Origin of the sequence: Henriciella aquimarina, from assembly GCF_002088975.1 — a bacterium.
In the GTDB taxonomy this organism is placed as follows: Bacteria; Pseudomonadota; Alphaproteobacteria; order Caulobacterales; family Hyphomonadaceae; genus Henriciella; species Henriciella aquimarina.
In genome coordinates this window covers 1-19,100 of the sequence record NZ_NCST01000100.1, presented here as the reverse complement: position 1 = coordinate 19,100, position 19,100 = coordinate 1, and the positions used below count along the sequence as shown (strand labels likewise).

The window sequence follows — 19,100 nt, the reverse complement described above, 5'->3', positions numbered from 1 at the left end:
CTTGTCTTAGAGATTCCTGGTCTTCTGGTTAGAAAAGAACCGCTGGTGGGGACTGCGCAATTTCCCCGCCGGCGTAGAGGAACGGATCGTGCCTGCGCTGGCTGAGTAAGTGCCGTTGGGAAGTTTGATCGTCCTCTTCATTTCCATGCGACCTGAACGGATACGAGGGCATCTAGGCCCGTACGACAAGCAAAGGATCTGGAATGTCCATCGAACCAGTTCGCCAGCATATCGGCGTCGATATTTCAAAGAGCACTCTGGATGCGCACATGTATCCTGAGGGCAGGACCATAACTGTCCCGAATGATAAAAAAGGATTCAGGCAATTGCTGACCTGGATGGCAGGATGTCATCTTGAACAGCTACTCTATGAACCGACCGGGCAGTATCATCTTGCCTTCGAGAAGTTCTTCCTGAAAGCCGAAATACCTCTCGGCAAGGTCAATCCACGGCAGGCTCGACGATTTGCGGACGCATTGGGTGTGTCGGCGAAAACAGACACGATCGATGCCGGGCTTATCGCAAAATACGGGGCGATGATTTCTGTGCGCCGCGTCAGCGACAGAACGATCAAGTTCAATGAAATGAAAGAGCTACAATCGGCTCGGCGCGCTCTGGTGAAAGACAGGACACGCGCGTCCAACCGGTCTTCCGCCCGGATAGCTCCCTTGTTGCGGCGCCAGGCACGGGAAAGGATTGAGCAGATCGACCGTCACATGAAAGCAATCGACGCGGCTCTTCGTTTGCTGGTCCGTGATGATGAATTCCTGAAAGCCAGATTCGACATTCTACAGACTATTCCTGGCATTGGAGAAACAACCGCGATCATGCTTCTGACCGAGATGCCCGAACTCGGCTTCATCGATCACAAGGCGGCCGCCAGTCTTGCAGGACTTGCTCCGATCGCTCGGGACAGCGGCACGTTTCGAGGCAAGCGATACATACAAGGTGGAAGAGCACATTTGCGACAGGCGCTCTATATGCCCACCCTCGTTAGCATAAAGCATAATCCGGAATTCAGCGCGAAATACCAGATGATGGTCGCCACCGGAAAAGCGCCAAAACTGGCCATCACAGCCATAATGAGAAAGCTTATCGTCCTGGCGAACAGTCTGCTTCGCGATAGCCGAAACTGGGTTCCAAGCCGGACTTGACGAAGACGGATACTTCCTACACCAAGGGCTTCCGGTCGGGCGGTTACAACTTCCGTATTACCGATGTTGCGGTCTTCCTCGGCCAGATCGTTCCGAATACGGGGGATTTCGGCTTCGATGAAGAAGAGGTCGATGCCTACGAAATCGGTTTCAAGTCCACCAGCGAAGATGGCCGCGTGCAACTCAACGGTGCAGCTTTCCTGACCGAGATTGGCGACACGCAGCGTGAGGTGAACACGGCCGGGCCGTCGGGCGTGGTGCAGAACATCCTCAACACCGCTGACGCAACGATCATGGGTGTCGAGGTCGACGGCCGCTGGGCAGCGACCAACAACCTGCTCCTGACCTTCAATGTCGGCATGATCGACGCCGAGTATGACGAGGTTAGCTTCGACATCAGCGGCGACACGCTCGTGAACCAGCGCGATGAAGATCTTGCGCTTCCCCGCGTCCCGCAGCTGACCTACGGCTTCGGCGTCATCCACGACACCGATCTCGGCGACATGGGGGCCCTCGTGTCCCGTGCCAACCTGCAGTATCGGGATCGCATCGCCTACACCGACAGCAATTTCGGCTGGGTGCAGGGTACGACGCAGGTCAGTGCCAACCTGACCTGGGAAACACCCTATGACGGCTTCGCGGTCTCGCTCTTCGGCGACAACCTGCTCGACGAAGTCCAGGTCGGCAACGACACGCAGCTGCCTTTCCCGGGCCCGCTGTCCAACGGCGTTCAGACACCGTTCCAGGCCATCCCGGGTGGCGGCACGTTCAGCCCGCTCAAGAAAGGCCGTGTCGTCGGCGTGGAATTCACGATCGCCCGCTAGGCCGGCATACAGACAATCAGGACAGGGCGGCAGAGCGATCTGCCGCCCTTTTCTTTTGGCTGAAACAGCCGAGATGATGCTTGGCTGTCCCTGCGGCAGTGGTGTTTGGTGACAGCCAGACCAAGAGACTCAAGGGAGATTCCGACGATGAAAGTTGCCAGCCTCAAAAAGCCCGGCGGCCTGCAGAACATCGAGACCGGCGAGCGGCCGGATCCGACGCCCGGCCCCGGCCAGGTGCTGATGCGGGTGAAGGCCAGCTCGCTCAACTATCATGACTTCGTCGTCGCTCAGGGCGGCATCCCGACCGAGGATGGCCGCATCCTGATGTCGGACGGTGCCGGCGAGATCGTCGCTGTCGGCGAAGGCGTCACCCGCTTCAAGGCCGGCGATACGGCGCTGTCGACCTTCTTCCCCGGCTGGCGTGACGGGCCGCCGGAACTCGACAAGATGATGGCCGTGCCGGGCGACCGCATCGACGGGTTCGCCGCCGAGCTTGTCGCCTGCTCCGCCGAAGGGCTGACGCGCATGCCGGAGGGCTATTCCTTCGCCGAAGCCGCCACCCTGCCCTGCGCGGCGCTGACCGCCTGGCGCGGGCTGATGGTCGAGAATTCGATCCAGCCGGGCGACTGGGTGCTAACCCAGGGCACCGGCGGGGTCTCGATCTTCGCGCTGCAATTCGCCAAGGCCGCCGGCGCGCGCGTCATCTCGACCTCCTCATCGGACGAGAAACTCGAGAAGCTGAAGGCGCTCGGGGCCGATCACCTGATCAATTACAAGGACACCCCGGACTGGGGGAAGAAGGCCAAGGAGCTAACCGGCGGGCGCGGTGTCGATGAAGTGATCGAGATTGGCGGACCGGGCACGATGGCCCAATCCATCCGGGCCTGCCGCGTGGGCGGGCATATCTCGCTGATCGGCGTGCTGACGGGCGTGTCGGGCGAAGTGCCGACGGCGGCCCTGTTCAGCTCGAACATCACCGTCTCGGGCATTACGGTCGGCGCGCGCCAGCATCAGGAAGACATGATCGCGGCCATCGAGGCCAATGGCATCAAGCCGGTGATCAGCGACCACTTCCCGCTCGACAAGCTCGCCGACGCGTTCGCTCACCAGGCCGCGCAGAAGCACTTCGGCAAGATCGTGGTGGATATTTAGGACCTGGCCTTCTCTTCCCCCGCTTGCAGGGGAAGAGAAGCCGAAACGCCAGCCTCAGTTCACCGAACTGAACGCCGCACCCGTCCGGTCGAAATAATCGCGCCAGAAGCGTTTCACATCGCTCATGGGCAGGTCGTATTCCTGGCGGGGCACGACGCGGGCGACGATCTCGACGCCCTCCATGTCGGGCACCCGGTCAGCCAGGCGCGTTTCTGCGAATGCCGCTTTATCGGTGCCGGTGCGGTAGAAGGAAAACTCGTCGGAATGCTGCATCAGGTCCGAGATGAGGATGATGCGGCGGTCTCCGCGCGAGGCCTGGAAGTCGGCCCGGTCGGCGATGGAATAGACCGCCTCGAAAAGCGGCGAGCTCGGCTGGCGGGTGTCGGTCAGTGCGGTCTCGACCTCTTTCGACATCGGCTCATAGAAGGTCTCGCGCCAGGTGTCCTCGATCATGCGCGGGTTCTGCAGGATCGGATTGGCGTCCTGCGCCGCGCCCGGCGAGCAGTGGCTGTAGACAATGCGCGCATCGTAAGGGTCTTCCGAATTCGGCGTGACCACAGTGATCCGGCCGAAGCGCGGCAGGGTACGCGCTTCTGAATCGATGAACGCGTTGACCCAGCCGAGATCGTTCGGATTGAACGGGTCGGACTGGTCGATCAGCAGCACGGTATGGGCCGGATCCTTGTGATCCATGCGGCAGCCGGTCTCCGGCAGGACGGACGGGCTCGCGCTGAAGGCGGCGAGCGCGAACAGGCCGAACACGCCTGCCAGCATCGCGCCGATCATGCCGCGCCAGAACCACGGCCCCTTTTCTCTTCCTCTCGCCATCTCTCAGACTCCTCTCGCCTGATCCGGACCGCCTTCAGGCGCTCTTCTGCTGATCCTGACGCTCGCGCTTGTCGCGGATGGCCTGGATGTGCTCGCCGACCCGCTGCTCGATGGAGGACAGGCCGCGCTGGACCTGCTGGATGTGGCTCTCCATCCATTCGCGCGTGATATTGAGCGCCTGGATATTGTTCTCGATCGTCTTGATCGCGGCATTGGCCTGCTCACGCTCTTTCGCAGTATCGAAGGGCGGCAGGTTGGGGGTGACGATCTCGTCGAAATAGGCCGGCACGGCAGCCTGTTCGCCCAGCTTGTCGCGGCAGGCATTGCGTTCGCGCCGGTGCGCCTGGCGGTAGGCAACCTTGAGCGAGCGTTCCTGGTCGCCGGCGCGCGCGGCGATCTCGACGGCGATGTCGCGGCGGGTTTCGAGCATGTTCATCGCCTTCTCGATCTCGCGCTTGGCGGCCATGTGGCGCTGCTGCTGGGTCTCGAACCAGACGCGCGAGCGGGAGAAGAAGTCAGACAGGTCGTCGCGTACGCCATTGCGCACCTGCTGGCGGCGCTCATAGGCGGCCCGCTCCTTGCGCCACACCCGGCCATAGCCCGGGAAGCGGTCGGAGATGCGGTCATAGCCTTCATAGACGGCGATGGCGAAGACGGTGAGCCCGATCAGGAGCAGGCCGATGGCGACCAGGCTGTCGAGCGCGAAGACGTTCGGGAACATGTTGCCCATCACCTGCGAGGGCGGGATATCGAACATGGAGAAACCGGCCAGAGAGCCGCCCGCCATGGCCTCGTGCAGCTTCAGCTCGACGGCATCGCGGAAGTGGGCGACGAAGAAGTTCACGAACAGCCCGCACGCGACACAGACTGTGGCCACCAGACCGCCCATCACCTTCATCACCTTTTCCGGGTGATTGAGATTGCGCAGGCCGACAAAACCGGCCGTCACCCCGAAGAGCACGTTCACCGCCGAAATGCCGAACGCGACCATCATGCCGCCCAGAAGGCCGGAGGATTGCGCATCCTTGAACAAGAGCGCGTTGAAACAGCCCTCCACGATCATGATGAAGATCAAGATGGCGATGGCCTGCTCGACATTCTTCTTGATGTCGGGCGTGCGCTTCTGGAGCTGGTTGCCGAAGCGCTCCTTGAAGCTTTCCAGCTCGACCACCGTCGCCTCGTGATGGGCCCTGGCATCGGTGGAATCGTCAAACTCGTAATGGCGGTATTCGCTTTCCTCGGCCTTGATCGCCTCGCGCAGCTGATCGGGCTGCAACTCGCACGGCGTGCAGTCATGGATGAAGTTACGCACCGAGGAGGCCGTGGCGCTCATCCAGGTCTTCAGCCCGCGGCGCACACGTTCGGCCTTTTCGGCGATCTGCTGCTCGCGCTCGCTCCACTGGTTTTCGGTGAGGGATTCAGAGGTCGGGATACCGTCACGGGCATCCTTGCGCGCGACACGGCGCGTCATCATGCGGCTGAAACCCAGCTCGCCCTCTTTCAGCGAGCCCTTCAGCCCATGCTCACGTTCCTCGACATTCGGATCGATCGGTTTGACCGGTTTGGAGTATCCGAGATCAGCGCCCCAGCGCACCTGCTTCTTCAACATGCGGACCTTCTTAACATCTGCCCCAGTTCAGTTAACGAACAGGCTGAAGGTGTGCGCAGATCTTTAACAAGTTACTAAGCATGAATTGCCGGCAAGACACGGCAGAATCAAGACTTTGAGTTTACTTGCTTTTTTGATTCGAGGCTGGCTGTTTCTTACGGAAGCCTAATCTTCAGGAGGCTTTTGCTGGCGCAATACGGCTGGCTTCGGGCAAACCGGCAAGCGGGCCCGGCCGGCTGATCAGGAAGCCCTGAAGCTCGGCACAGCGCGCCTTCAGCAGCCGCATGGCCTGCTCCTCGGTCTCGACGCCTTCGGCCACCACCGGGATGGAGAGGCTCGCCCCGAGATGAAGGATCGCATCGACAATGGCGAAGGACTTGGCATCCTCGCCCATGGACGAGACGAAAGAGCGGTCGATCTTGATGCGGTCAAACGGGAATTGCTGCACGAAGCGCATCGAGGAATAGCCCGTACCGAAATCGTCCAGCGCAACCTGCACGCCGAGCGTCTTCAACTTTTCGAGGATGCGCGAGGCCACCATGGTGTTCTGGATGAGGGCGGTCTCGGTAATCTCGAGCTCCAGCCGGTGGCCGGCAATGCCGCTCTTGCGCAGCGCATCGCGGACGGTGGCATAAAGCGCCGGATCGAGAAACTGACGGGCGGAGAGATTGACCGACACTGTCAGATCCTTCTCCCAGCCGGCAGCCGCCTCGCAGGCTTCATAGATGCACCAGCGGCCAATGTCCTGGATGATTGTGCTCTGTTCGGCGACTTCGATGAACTCGCCCGGATTGACGAGGCCATGGCCCGGGCGCTGCCAGCGGATCAGCGCCTCATAGCCCAGCGTGCGCCGGCTGACCGAGCAGACCTTGGCCTGGTAATAGAGGACGAATTCCTTTTCGCGCACGGCACGCACAAGGTCACCTTCGAGGGTGCGCTTCTTCTCGCTGCGCTCATGCAGGCCGGCATCGTAGAGCCGTGCGGTGCGCCGGCCATCCTGCTTGGCGGCATAGAGGGCACGGTCGGCCGCCTTCAGCAGGCTCGCCGGATCGACAATGCCTTCATGCGAGTGGGCGACCGCGATGCCGACACTGGCGCTGGAGCGCATGCGCACCGAGCCGTTGCGAACGGTCTGGGACAGGCTGTCGACGCAGGTATCGGCAAGCTTGCGCAGCCCCTCTTCATCCTCGCCATCGGCCAGCAGGATCGCGAACTCGTCCCCGCCGAGACGGGAAACCAGAGCCTTGTCACCGAACACCACTTTCAGCCGCGCCGCCGTCTCGATCAGGACGGCATCGCCGGCGCTGTGGCCGAACTGGTCGTTGATGTCCTTGAACTCGTCGAGATCGACCAGCACGACGCTGAAACGCGCCTTTGTGCGGGCAGAGCCCTTCCACATCTCGTCGAGCGCCTTCTGGAAGGCGGTCCGGTTGGGCAGGCCGGTCAGCTGGTCATTGAAGGCCAGCCGCCGGATATTGGCTTCGTTGGCCAGACGCTCGCGCAGGTCGTAGAGGCTGACGACGAGCAGGCCGTTCTCATCCTCCTCGATATCGCGCACCGAGACATCGACCGGAATGCTGACGTCACCGACCCGCATATGATGCTCGCTCGCCGAGCGGTGGCCGCTGACGGCTTCGGCGGCAATATCCAGCCCGACCAGCGTGTTGATGTCGGCCTCCTTCAGCGCCTGCCGCGGCTGGCCGAACAGGCTTTCGGCGGCCTCGTTGACTTCAATGACCGTGCCGTCCGCGCGGGCGATGAGGAGGGCTTCCGAAGCCGCATTCACCAGCAGCGAGAGGCGCCGGCGCTCCTGGAAGCGGAAATTCGAGATGACCGAATCCAGCCCCGCCGCCATGGCCGCCATGAGGACGATCGCGGCAACCCCCAGCACGACCCAGGCGCCAAGCGTCATCGGGTCGATCTCCCAGGCGGCATCCGCATAGCCCTTGAGCGGGACGATCTCCATCGCGCTCATGCCAACAAAGTGCAGGCTGGCGACAGCGAGCAGCGTGCCGGCGAGCGCCAGCAGGTTCATGACGCGCCGCCGCGAGCTGAGCGAGAAATAGGAAAGCGAAAACAGCAGGAAACCTGCGATGACTGCTGCAGCGACATAGACCGGGTCGAAGCTGATCATGGCCGCGGCTTTCAGCGCGCCGACGCCGTAAAAGTGCATGCCAGACACAGTCAGCGTGGCGAGCACGGCACAGACCAGCCGGCGCAGGGGTGTCAGGCCTGAAATCAGGATCTGACTGGTCACGACAAAGCCTGCCACGGCGATCAGGATCGAAAGCAGCGTCGTGACCCCGTCAAAATGGACCGTGAAGCCTGGCCGGTAGCCGAGCATGGCCACGAAGTGGGTCGCCCAGATGCCGACAGCGGTCACCACCCCCGACAGCCCCGCCCAGATGCGCTGGCGCCGCTTGGTCTCGGCGAGCAGGCCGCGCTGGAAGACCACGAGGGTACAGACCGAGCCGATGGTCAGCACGACAACCGCCGCGATGACATAGAGCGATCCGTGCTCACCGGTGAGACATGAAAGAACCTGGTACATGCTGTCGGCGGTAATTCAATGTTGTGTATACAAGATTAAATATCCTGCTTTTATCAGCAGGTTGCGCAGACAGGGGCCGAGGGCATCGGCTCCTTGGCCCGGACAGGATGAGGCGAGCCGACAGCGCGGCAGCCGCCGTCCTAGAGAGAGGCTTCCTGGCGCATCACACGATAGTCGCGCGGCGGCAGGCCGTGATGGCTGCGGAAGGCCCGGCTAAAGGCGGAAAAGTCGACATAGCCGCAGGCCAGCGCGATCTCGCCGACCGGCAGCGGCGTCAGGCTGAGCAGCTCGGCCGCCCGTTTCATGCGCCGGGTGCGCAGCTCGCCGGAAAAGCTCACGCCCGCGCGCACCAGATCGCTCTGCAGCTTGCGCCGTCCAAGCCCCATCCGGCGGGCGAGATGGCCGAGCGCAAAGCCCGGATGCTCGAGGTTTTCATCCATGATGCGCCGCGCTACGGCCACCGTGCTGCTGCCAGCCGTCCGCCCCGCATGCCTGTCGGCGTCGTCGGGCTGTCCGAGTGCCAGGTTGGCAAGCTCGACGCTTGTGTCGAGCAGGAGCTGCCCTGCCCTGCGGCTCATGCCCGAGAGTTCCTGCGTGGCATTGCTCAAATGCCCCTTCAGCGTGCGCGTCAGCGGTGTCTCCGGCAGAAGGCTGAGGCCGTCTTCGATCTGCGCCGGGCCTCTCTGCGCGGCGCGCACGCTGCTGCGCGGCAGGGTAAGGACGATGTTCACGAAACCGTCGGTCACGAATTCGGGCTCGCAGGCCGTATCGAGCAGGTAGAGCCGGTCGCATGGCACGGCACGCTCCCTGCCCTCGCAGCGATAGCGCACCTGGCCGGAGGGCGAGGCGAGCATGCCGAGCAGCAACACCCCCTCATCGGTGGCGCGGAAGCGCGGACGGTTGGCCTCACAGGCGACCCGGTTCAGGGCCGCGCCGGAAGCATCTTCCAGCCGCGAGATCGTGCCCCGGAACTGTCTCGGCGACGTTCCGCGGCGCGGCTGGATGTCGATACCCGAATAGGCAGAGCGCCAGAACTCGAACTGCTCACGCGCCGGCACAAGCCGCGTATCCATGGATGTGAGGGTGATATCCGGCGCGCTCCCGGCGAGGTGTGTCGTCATGAGGGATGCCTTCGGTCGTCCGCGCTGATGCAGCGGCCCCAGCGCCGGTCAGGAAATGTCAGAACCGTTGTATCTGCTGCACAACTGCCGTTCCTCCTGCATACCGGCCCTTCCTCCCCCTGTGCAAGACAAAGCCTCGAAATTCTCCGGGTAGAGGGGCCATGGCATCACGCATGCCGCCGGCAAGGCACGCCTCTCTGCCCCACTGCAAGATGGAGGGGCCCTTGCCCGTATCGACTTTCCGCACCCGCCTCACCGCGTCTGCCTTCATGACGGCGACAGCGGCAACCGCACTCATGATTTTCCCGGCGACGGCCGCCGCCGATGAATGCCTGCTCGATACCGACAATGACGGGGTGGCCGGGTCAGGCGATACCGACGGCACGGCTGTCTCCGCCGGACAGAGCAGCCTCGCCTGTGGTGACAATGCCCAGGCATTCGACAGTGATTCGACCGCCGTCGGCTCCAATTCAACGGCCATGGACGAAGGCTCGACCGCGATAGGGTCCAATTCCAGCGCCACCGCCGATGAAAGCACAAGCGTTGGCCATTTCAGCCGGGCCGATGGGACGAACAGCACCGCCATTGGCACCAACGCCGAGGCAACCAGTCGGAGCGCGACAGCGGTCGGGAGCTATTCCCAGGTGACCGGAGATGAAAGTGCGGCCTTCGGCGCCGGGGCCAGCGCGACAGCCGAACAAAGCACCGGTCTGGGCTACAATAGCGACGCCGTTGCGCCTAACAGCACGTCTGTCGGCGCCTATAGCGAAGCGACCCAGGCAAACAGCACAGCCCTTGGCGGCGGCGCAAGCGCCGCCGGGGAGAACGGCACGGTCGTTGGGAGTCGGGCGGACGCTACCGGGGATGGTAGCACGGCCATCGGCGCCCTCGCGCAGGCAACGGCAGGCGGCGCGACCGCCCTCGGCGAGAATGCGATTGCCGGCGATTTCTCTACCGTCGCCATCGGCCGGGACGCCTCTGTTACCGAACATGGCAGTCTCGCCCTGGGCACCGAAGCCAGCACAACCGCAGAGGAATCCATCTCCCTCGGGCACCAGGCGACGGTGGATACCAGCAGCGCGATCTCCCTTGGCAGTTATGCCTCGGTGAGCGGGATCTATTCCATCGGGCAAGGCTATGGGGTCAATATCACCGAGAACAGTGCGGTCGCGATCGGGGGGCTCAGCGAGGTGACCGGCGAGGGCGGCGTCGCGCTCGGCCATGGCGCGGTCACATCGGGCATACAGGGCACTTCGGTCGGCATCGAAGCCGAAGCCAGCGCCATATACTCGACCGCCGTCGGGGGGCTGGCCGAGGCCAGCGGCGGGTCCAGCTCCGCTTTCGGGCGTGGCGCCAGCGCCTCGGGGGATGGCGCCATCGCGATCGGCGCGGACACGAGCGACAGCGACTTCGTCGGCGCCGACGCCTCAGGCACCGGTTCGGTCGCACTGGGGGCGGACTCAAGCGCCACAGCCAACAATGCCGTCGCGCTCGGTGCCAATTCCGAGGCCACGCGGGACAATACCGTCTCCGTCGGGGCGGCGGGCAGCGAGCGCACCATCACCAATGTCGCGGCCGGCACCGAAGCCACCGATGCGGTGAATGTCTCGCAGCTCAACAGCGTTTCCGACGAGGCGTCCGATGCCAAGGCCACCGCCGACACCGCGCTCGCGCAGTCGTCGGCCAATGAGAGCGACATCGACGCCATCGAAAACAATGCCGCCACCAACACCCAGGAGATCGCCGAGAATACGCGCGACATCGAGACCAACAGCTCCGGCATCTCCAGCGCGAATGCGCGGATCGACGAAGTGGTCGCCAACCTTCAGAATTTCGAGGGCGGCGCCATCGCGGAAACCGCCCAGCGCAGCCAGACCAATGCCGCCGCGATCACGGCGAACACCGCGCTCATCTCGCAGAATGCCGGCCAGATCGAGCGCAATCTCGGCCTGATCGCGCATAACCGCCGGCGCATCGGGCGGCTCGAGAAAGGCGTGGCCATGTCGCTCGCGGTGCCGGATTCCTATCTCGCCCCGTCGGAAAAGATCGCCATTGCCGGCGGGCTTGGCACCTTTGCCAGCGAAGCCGGCCTCGGCCTCGGCGTTACCCTGCGCGGCAACAGGAACTGGTCCTTCTCGGCAGGCGGCGCCCTGTCGGGCGGCGAAGCGGCCGGCAAGCTGCAGGCCCGCTGGGCGAACTGAGGGCGGCGACGGGCCGCGCGAACAGCCCGGCCCAATGGCAAGATTTCAAAGGGAGAAAATGGTGCGCCCACAAGGATTCGAACCTTGGACCCGCTGATTAAGAGTCAGCTGCTCTACCAACTGAGCTATGGGCGCGCCGATTTGAGAACAGGCGACATAATCCTTCGCGCTGCAAAACGCAAACGGCTTTTCAGATCTTGTAGTCAGGCAGGGAGGCGAACGCAAATTTGAGCGCTTCGCCCCAATTGTCCGAGATCAGGTTGAAATAGGCGTCATTCTCCTCGATGCGCCGCTCCGTCGTTACCTCGAGGCTGTCGGTCTCATACAGCAGCAGGTCCAGCGGCAGGCCGACAGAGAGGTTTGCCTTTATCGTGGAGTCGAAGGAGACCATCATAAGCTTCACCGCCGCCTCGAAGCTCATCGCCGGGTCGTAGGCGCGCACCAGGATCGGGCGGCCATACTTGGTCTCGCCGATCTGGAAGAAGGGCGTCTCCTCGCTCGCCTCGACGAAATTGCCTTCGGGATAGATCATGAAGAGGCGCGGCGGGGCGCCCTTGATCTGGCCGCCGAGGATGATGGTGGCCTTGAAGGGCGATTCCGCGTCCGGCCCCTGCTCCGGCGCGCTGTCGGCGATGACGTCGCGCAGCACCTTGCCGACCGTGCGTGCGGCCTGGAACATGGACGGCACTTCGAGGATGGAGGGGTTGCGGTCTTCCGGCGCCTTGGTGCGCTCGTCCAGCATGGAGACGACGGCCTGCGTGGTCGCGAGATTGCCCGCCGTCATCATGACGAGCACCCGCTCGCCCGGCGTCTTCCAGGTGAACATCTTACGGTACTGGGAGATGTTGTCGACACCGGCATTGGTGCGCGTGTCCGACATGAAGACCAGCCCGTGATTGAGCCGTAATCCCACACAATATGTCATCTCAAGCCGGTCGACCCTGTCTTATTGCTGCACCTGAACCGATACATCGAGGTCCTGCGATCCGTGGCCATAGGACAGGCCTGAAACGGGGGCGGCATCAAGATAATCGAGTCCCGTGGCGACAGCGACATATTTTTCATCCGGCGAGATAGCGTTGGAAACATCGAATCCGACCCAGCCCAGATCCTCAACATACGCTTCTGCCCAGGCGTGGGAAGCATCCTGATGCACACGGTCTGTCATCATCAGGTAGCCGCTGACATAGCGGGCCGGAAAGCCGAGCAGGCGCGCACAGGCGATGAAGATATGGGTATGGTCCTGGCAGACACCATGGCCGGCGCTCAGCGCTTCCTCGGCGGTAGTGCTGGTATCGGTGTGGCCGCCCTCATAGGTGACTTCGCGCTCAATCAACGCCAGCAGCCCGTGCAGGCGCGCCACGGCATTGTCGAAATCGTCGCCGAGCGACCTGGCCAGCCGGCGAAGGTTCGGCCCCGGCGCGGTGAGCGGGGTCTTGCGGCGATAGAGCCAGGTCGGTGTCCAGCCGGCATGCTGGCCGACAATGCCGGCCTGGTCGGTGGTCTCGACCTCGCCTTCGGCATGCACGATGAGCTCGCTCGCCCCGTCGAGCAGGCTGATAAGCTGGGTCTGGTTGTTGAACTGGTCGGTGAAGACGGCTTCCTCGCGTCCGCCCTCGATGCTGGTCGTCCAGGTCAGAACGGTCTGGCCCTGGCGCGACTTCGGCGTCAGGCGCAGCTGCTGCAGGGCATAGCTGACCGGCGCGTCAAAGGTGTAGCGCGTCACGTGGGCAATTCTCAGCAGCATGGCACGAGACCTCCTGTCTCAGGCATAGAACCGGTAATCCTTCTCGATCTGCAGGCCGAGCGCATTGTTGGCCTGCACGATGGACTGGATGAATTCGTGCAGGCCGCCCTGCAGGATGGTCTCGATATCGGTGCGCGTCAGCCGCCCCAGCGTCTCGTGGCACATCGCCATGCAGGGCCGTGTCTCGCCATAATCGGCTTCGAGATAGCCGAGATTGCGCGCGAGATTGATGTAGCAGAAGGCGAGCGAGCGCGGCAGGCGCTGGTCGAGGATCAGGAATTCCGCGATGGCGCGCGGGCCGGTCTCCTTGTTGAGCCAGGCAAAGCTGCGCTCGGCGGCCGCCGACCTCAGGATCGCCTCCCACTGGTAATTGTCGATCGTGGAACCAACCATCGAGACCGAGGGCAGCAGGACGTAATATTTCACGTCGAGGATGCGCGCGACATTGTCGGTGCGCTCAAGGAAGGTGCCGATGCGGCAGAAATTGAAGATGTCGTTGCGCAGCATCGTGCCGTGCAGCGCGCCGCGCACCTGGGCGCTCTGCTGGCGGATGAGCTCGAGGACGTTGGGCAGCTCCTTCTCGCTGACCTGACGGGCGAGCGCATCCTTGAGCTTCATCCAGGTATCGTTGACCGCCTCCCAGACTTCCCGCGTCAGCGCCACGCGCACCATGCGGGCATTGTTGCGGGCGGCCTCGACCACCGACATGACGCTGGAGGGGTTGGTCTTGTCGCGCAGCAGGAAGTCGATCACCGCAGCGCGGTCGATGCTCTCATGGCGCTCGGCATAGAGGTGGCGGACATTGGCGCTTTCCAGCACCGAGGCCCATTCGGCATCCTCGGCGGCCGCCCGCGTCATCGTCATGCGTGAGCCCGCCTCGATGAGACGCGCATTGCTGGCGCTGCGTTCGAGATAGCGGCACATCCAGAACAGGCCGCCGGCTGTCTTGCCAAGCATCATGATTCAAGCACCCAGGTATCCTTGGTGCCGCCGCCCTGGCTGGAATTGACGACCAGCGAGCCCTTCTTGAGCGCCACCCGCGTCAGCCCACCCGGCGTGATGTCGACGCCTTTCGGCGAGACCAGCACGAAGGGCCGGAGATCGACATGGCGCGGCGCGAGGCCCTTGGCGGTAAAGATCGGCACGGTCGACAGCGCCAGCGTCGGCTGGGCGATATAGCCGTCGGGCTTCGATTGCAGCTTCTTGCGGAAGGCGGCGATCTCCTTCTTCGAGGCAGCCGGGCCGACCAGCATGCCATAGCCGCCGGAGCCGTGGACCTCTTTCACCACCAGCTCTTCGAGATGTTCGAGCACATAGGCCAGCGAATCCGGCTCCGAGCAGCGCCAGGTCGGCACATTGGGCAGCTTCGCCTTCTCGCCGGTATAAAATTCGACGATGTCGGGCATGTAGGAATAGATCGCCTTGTCGTCGGCAATGCCGGTGCCCGGCGCATTGGCGAGCGTGATGCCGCCGGAGCGGTAGATATCGAAGATGCCGGGCACGCCCAGCATGGAATCCGGGTTGAAGTTCAGCGGGTCGAGGAAGTCGTCATCGACGCGGCGGTAGAGCACGTCGACCGGCATGTACCCTTGCGTGGTGCGCATCGCGACACGGCCATCGACGACGCGCAGGTCATGACCCTCGACCAGTTCGGCGCCCATCTCGTCGGCCAGGAAGGCATGCTCGAAATAGGCCGAGTTGTGGATGCCCGGCGTCAGCACCGCGATCACAGGCCGGCCAGAACAGGCATTGGGCGCGCAGGCTTCCAGCGAGCGGCGCAGGCGCTTGGGATAGGTCGAGACCGGGCGCACCTTGTTGCGGATAAACAGCTCGGGAAACATCTCGAACATCGTTTCCCGGTTCTCCAGCATATAGGAGACCCCCGACGGCGTGCGCGCATTGTCCTCCAGCACGAAGAACTCGTTCTCGCCGGTGCGGACGATGTCGGTTCCGACAATGTGGGTGTAGATGCTGCCGGGCGGTTCGACGCCGATCATCTTGGAGAGATAGGCGTCGTTCTCGCTGATCATGTGTTCGGGGATACGGCCGGCGCGGACAATCTCCTGGCGGTGATAGATGTCGTGCAGGAAGGCGTTGAGCGCGCGGACCCGCTGTTCGATGCCTTCCGAGAGCGACTGCCATTCGCGGTTGGAGAGGATGTGCGGGACGATGTCGAAGGGGATCAGGCGTTCATTCGCCTCTTCCCGGCCATAGACGTTGAAGGTGATGCCGGTCCGGCGGAAGGCCTGTTCGGCCTCTTTCGCCTTCTTCTTGAGGCGCCGATTCTCCTCGGCCTCAAACCATTTGCAATATTCCTGATAGGGGTCGCGCGGTACCTCGCCGCGGCCGAACATTTCATTATAAGGCGGGTCCTGTTCCGACATGAGGGCTTCTGCCAGCACGCTCCTTTCGATTAACCGGTTCCAGATTGCGGGAGGGGACCACGCCCGCGCAAAAGTCTTCCTTATAAAACTCGCGTCGCACAACAAAGTGCCCAAAAAACAGGCGCAACTCAAGCAACGAGCCTTTTTAACGCCCTTTCCTGCAACCCGCCTGCCCTGTCCTGTCCTGAAACAGCTGTGATCTCTACGCAACACAGGCAGACCCTGATGACGTGTGCCCATGCAACCCTTTCGCGAGTTCCTGCGTTGGGCGGTTCATGACACAGCTGCAATACACCGATGCGAACGCGCCCATCGACGATACGATGGACCGTCCTCCGCTGGAGGTGGCCCTGCTCACCTGGGAATACCCCCCGATCCCGACGGCGAAGGGCCGGGTGGCCTGCGAAGTGGCGCACGCCCTCGCCGCCCATGGCGCGAATGTGCGCGTCTTCACGATGGACCGTGACGATGTCGTTGGCACAGACCACGAACGCATCGAGGTGATCGGCTGTGCCGGACGCATTACCGGCCTGCGCCGCCTGATGCGCAAGATGCCGGGCCTGGCGCATATGGCGGCGGCGACCGCTTTCCGCGAGCGCGTCCATGAAGAGCATGAGCGCCGCCCCTTCGACCTTATCGAGGCGCCCAATCATGGCGCACCGGCAGCCATGCTGATGGATTGCGGCCTGCCGATCGTGATCCGCAACACCTCGCCTTATGCCCTCGATGCGGTCGAGCAGACAGGCCGCGGCAATGCGCTGAATGCCTGGGTGGCGAGCGGCATGGAAGCGCGGTGCGTGCGCGACGCCGATGCGATCATTTCCAATACGCGCTCGCATGCGGGCATGATCCAGGACTGGTACACGATCACGCCGGGCCACATCCACATGGTCACGCCGCTCTCGGTCGATCCGGAGATCCGCAAGGCCGGGCAATCGGCCCCCTTCCCGCCGGCCCATAGCCGTCTGCGCCTCGCCCATATCGGCGATGGCAGCGTGCGGAAGGGCTTCGCCGAAACCCTGCTGGCCTTCGACATGATGGTCCGCCTGGTGCAGGCCGAAGGCGGCCCCCTGCCCGAGCTGCACCTGATCGGGCTTCATGAAGGCGGCCTGGCCGAGCACATCGAGGCGTTCGATCTCACCGGCGAAACGCAGGAGCAGATCTTCGACCATGGCCGGCTGACCGACAGCGAAATGAGCCATGTCATCTCGCGCTGCCACGGCGTGATGGCGCCGTCGCGCTATCAGTCCTCGGGCTCGGTCTATCGCGAAGCCGCCGCCTTTGGCCGCCCGCTGGTGGCCTGTGCCGAGAACCCGCTGGCGCGCGATTTCGTCGGCCGCTTCGAGTGCGGCATCCTGGCCGAGACGTGTTCGCCGGAGGATATCGCCAAGGCGACGCTGGACCTGTTCAGCGACCGCGAAAAGCTGATGGCCTGCCGCACGGCGGCGCTGGCCTATGCCCAGACCTGGACACGCCAGACCCTCGGCGCACGCACGCTGCAGATCTATCGCCGGGCCATGCGCCTGGAACCGATCGACATTCCCGGCATGCAACCGGCGCCAGCCGGCCCGCGCCACCGGATCCGCAACTACGCGGCCTGAACCGCCTCAGCCATGGCTCTGCCAGACGGCAGCGCAGGCGGCGGCGAAGAGATTGTCCGGCTGACCGGCGGCCTCGATCCGCTCAAGCAGCGAGGCGTCAGTGCAGGCCTGCGGATCGGCCTGGACATCGACACAGCAGTGCCCATCCGGACTCGCGATCAGGGTTTCCGGCCCGCGCATGACGAGAATACGACCGGCTTCGCGCGCCGAGGCGCGCGCCAGGGCGATCGCATTCTCGGCCGGCCGCGCGATCTCGGGATAGAAAGCTTCCAGCTCACCCGCGCTCGTGACCCAGACACCCTCTTCCGGCGGCGGCAAGGTCTCGCCAAGCACTCTCTCCGGCAAGTCGGCGGCATTGGTGAAGACGCGCCCGTCGACCGGGATATCGATATCCTCGACGCGGGTTTCCCCGCACAATCCCCGCCCCGGCGACAGGACATGGGCCGGGCGGTAGGCGGCGAAGGTCACCGTCAGCGCGCTCCTGAAACAGGGGCCGAGCGGCTTCGCCGTCAGTCCATCCAGCCCTGACGGCACATCGACCGAGACGACCGGGCCGGCCTCTTCTTCAGCGAGCTTTGCCGGCATGCCCTCAAGCGGGCGCGACAGCCCGCCGCCGAAGAGCGCGTCCAGCGTCACATCCGCCTCGAGCCCGAGCGCGGCTTCCAGCGGATGGATGGTGTCGTCCCACAGTTCGGCGGCATGCGCCGGATCGCCGGAAAGGCTTTCCGGGTGGCCCAGCAGATAGACGCGAAGATCGCGCCCGAGCGCGCGCAGGCGGGCGGCGGCAATGAAGCCGTCCCCGCCATTGCCGCCCGGCCCGCAGAGGATGCGGACCCGCCCGCGCGGGAAGACATGGTGTAGGTGGTCGGCCACCGCGCGGCCGGCCCGCTGCATGGCGGAAAAGCTTGAGACGCCTGTGTCGAACACCGCCTTTTCGGCGGCATACATCTGTTCGGGGGTAATGATCGCATGGCTCATGCGACCCAGTTTACACGTCAGGAGCGCCTGCGCCGAGGGCCTTGTCGAGACCGATGCGCGCAACCAGCAGGGCCGCGCGCGCCTGCGCTTCGGACAGTTCGGCTTCGGCAAGGTCGCGCTCGGTTTCCAGCACATCGATGAATGTGCCGGTGCCGCCTTCCATGCGTGCCATTGCCATCTCGGCGATCCGGGCGCGCGAGGCGGTCACCGTCTCGCGCTTTTCGAGCTGTTCGCCGGCCTTGAGATAGCGCACGGCCGCCGCCTCGATCTCTTCCATGGCCGAGAGTACGGTAGAGCGGTAATTCGCTTCGGCCTGCGCCAGCCGGGCCTCTGCGGCATCGGCCTGGGCTTCGCGGCGCCCGCCATCATAAAGCGTCCAGTCCACCATGGCGCCGAGATTGAGCGCGAGGCTCGCCGGGTCGAGGAACTTCGACAGATCGGTCGTGCTCGGCCCCCCGCCGCCGAACAGCGTGAAGCGGGGATAAAGCTCCAGCACGGCCAGTTCGCTTTCGCGTGCGGCACGGACATAGGCGAGCTCGGCCTCGCGCACATCGCTGCGCTGGCGCAGGACGTCGGAGCTGAAGTCGAGCCGCGCGGGCGCCGGCGCCGGCAGGTCATCCGGCAGCTCGACATCGAAGGCCGACGGCGCCTGCCCCGTCAGCCGGGCGAGCTTGTAGCGGGCAATCGCAATATCCTGCTCGACGGGCGCGAAGCGGGATTCGTATTCGGCGAGCTGGCCTTTCGCGCGCTCGACATCGAAATCGGAGGCCTCCCCATGCGCCCGGCGCACCGCAACGCCCTCGAAAATGTCGTTCTGGCGGGCGGCCGCGCGTGTCAGCGCTTCGAGCGTCAGGCGCGCGGCGATCGTGTCGACATAGGCGCGGGCGGCTTCGGCCTCCAGCGAGAAGCGGGCCCCGGCCAGGCGCTCTTCGGCAAGCGCGGTGCGGGCC

At 64.0% G+C, this 19,100-nt stretch carries 15 protein-coding genes and 1 tRNA gene; 5 read left to right on the top strand and 11 right to left on the bottom strand.

Translation table 11 applies throughout. The annotated features are described in order from the left end of the window. The first annotated feature begins 203 nt into the window (after nt 1-203). The 3 genes from B8784_RS15360 (at nt 204) to B8784_RS15350 (ending at nt 3,130) form a co-directional block, all read left to right on the top strand. The gene (locus B8784_RS15360; protein ID WP_084396263.1) at nt 204-1,154 is read left to right on the top strand and encodes an IS110 family RNA-guided transposase; all 951 of its coding nucleotides are present in this window, start codon (nt 204-206) and stop codon (nt 1,152-1,154) included. Further along, nucleotides 1,151-1,978, top strand: coding sequence for a TonB-dependent receptor domain-containing protein (locus B8784_RS15355; protein WP_233356178.1), 828 nt, complete (start codon nt 1,151-1,153; stop codon nt 1,976-1,978). The genes B8784_RS15360 and B8784_RS15355 overlap by 4 nt, the downstream gene beginning before the upstream one ends. Nucleotides 1,979-2,125: 147 nt before the next feature. Further along, nucleotides 2,126-3,130 carry a zinc-dependent alcohol dehydrogenase family protein gene (locus tag B8784_RS15350; protein ID WP_084398794.1) on the top strand — a complete coding sequence of 335 codons (1,005 nt, stop codon included), beginning with the start codon at nt 2,126-2,128 and terminating at the stop codon, nt 3,128-3,130. 54 nt (nt 3,131-3,184) lie between these two features. On the opposite strand, the gene B8784_RS15345 is transcribed toward B8784_RS15350, so the two are convergent. The 4 genes from B8784_RS15345 to B8784_RS15330 all read right to left on the bottom strand — a co-directional run bounded on the left by B8784_RS15345 (nt 3,185) and on the right by B8784_RS15330 (nt 9,239). Then, the gene (locus B8784_RS15345) at nt 3,185-3,958 is read right to left on the bottom strand and encodes a hypothetical protein (protein WP_143435552.1); all 774 of its coding nucleotides are present in this window, start codon (nt 3,956-3,958) and stop codon (nt 3,185-3,187) included. A 34-nt stretch (nt 3,959-3,992) separates the two neighbouring features. Beyond that, nucleotides 3,993-5,567 carry a hypothetical protein gene (locus B8784_RS15340; protein ID WP_084398792.1) on the bottom strand — a complete coding sequence of 525 codons (1,575 nt, stop codon included), beginning with the start codon at nt 5,565-5,567 and terminating at the stop codon, nt 3,993-3,995. 172 nt (nt 5,568-5,739) lie between these two features. Next, complete coding sequence (locus B8784_RS15335; protein ID WP_084398791.1) at nt 5,740-8,118, bottom strand: bifunctional diguanylate cyclase/phosphodiesterase; 2,379 nt, start codon at nt 8,116-8,118, stop codon at nt 5,740-5,742. A 140-nt stretch (nt 8,119-8,258) separates the two neighbouring features. Further along, the gene (locus B8784_RS15330; RefSeq protein ID WP_084398790.1) at nt 8,259-9,239 is read right to left on the bottom strand and encodes an AraC family transcriptional regulator; all 981 of its coding nucleotides are present in this window, start codon (nt 9,237-9,239) and stop codon (nt 8,259-8,261) included. Between the two features lie 224 nt (nt 9,240-9,463). Between B8784_RS15330 and B8784_RS15325 the strand changes: the two genes are divergently transcribed. Further along, on the top strand, nt 9,464-11,440 hold the full coding sequence (locus B8784_RS15325; RefSeq protein ID WP_158085703.1) for a YadA family autotransporter adhesin: 1,977 nt from the start codon (nt 9,464-9,466) through the stop codon (nt 11,438-11,440). Between the two features lie 59 nt (nt 11,441-11,499). Here B8784_RS15325 and B8784_RS15320 read toward each other — a convergent pair. From B8784_RS15320 to B8784_RS15300, 5 genes are all read right to left on the bottom strand, one after another. Then, nucleotides 11,500-11,575, bottom strand: a tRNA-Lys gene (locus tag B8784_RS15320). Nucleotides 11,576-11,630: 55 nt separating this feature from the next. Then, nucleotides 11,631-12,365: a proteasome-type protease gene (locus B8784_RS15315; RefSeq protein WP_084398788.1), complete on the bottom strand. Its 735-nt coding sequence runs from the start codon at nt 12,363-12,365 to the stop codon at nt 11,631-11,633. A gap of 21 nt (nt 12,366-12,386) precedes the next feature. After that, a complete protein-coding gene (locus tag B8784_RS15310; RefSeq protein WP_084398787.1) occupies nt 12,387-13,187 on the bottom strand; it encodes a transglutaminase family protein in 801 nt (266 codons plus the stop codon). A gap of 18 nt (nt 13,188-13,205) precedes the next feature. Further along, entirely contained in the window at nt 13,206-14,144 is a 939-nt protein-coding gene (locus B8784_RS15305; RefSeq protein WP_084398795.1) for an alpha-E domain-containing protein, read from the bottom strand. Further along, on the bottom strand, nt 14,144-15,571 hold the full coding sequence (locus tag B8784_RS15300) for a circularly permuted type 2 ATP-grasp protein (RefSeq protein WP_084398786.1): 1,428 nt from the start codon (nt 15,569-15,571) through the stop codon (nt 14,144-14,146). Before B8784_RS15300 ends, B8784_RS15305 begins: the two co-directional genes overlap by 1 nt. A gap of 275 nt (nt 15,572-15,846) precedes the next feature. Between B8784_RS15300 and B8784_RS15295 the strand changes: the two genes are divergently transcribed. Beyond that, nucleotides 15,847-17,172, top strand: coding sequence for a glycosyltransferase family 4 protein (locus tag B8784_RS15295; RefSeq protein WP_084398785.1), 1,326 nt, complete (start codon nt 15,847-15,849; stop codon nt 17,170-17,172). A 6-nt stretch (nt 17,173-17,178) separates the two neighbouring features. Here B8784_RS15295 and B8784_RS15290 read toward each other — a convergent pair whose 3' ends face one another. After that, nucleotides 17,179-18,150, bottom strand: coding sequence for an NAD(P)H-hydrate epimerase (locus tag B8784_RS15290; protein WP_158085702.1), 972 nt, complete (start codon nt 18,148-18,150; stop codon nt 17,179-17,181). A gap of 10 nt (nt 18,151-18,160) precedes the next feature. Continuing rightward, the coding region (locus B8784_RS15285) for a TolC family protein (protein WP_143435548.1) at nt 18,161-19,100 on the bottom strand (940 nt) is incomplete at its 5' end.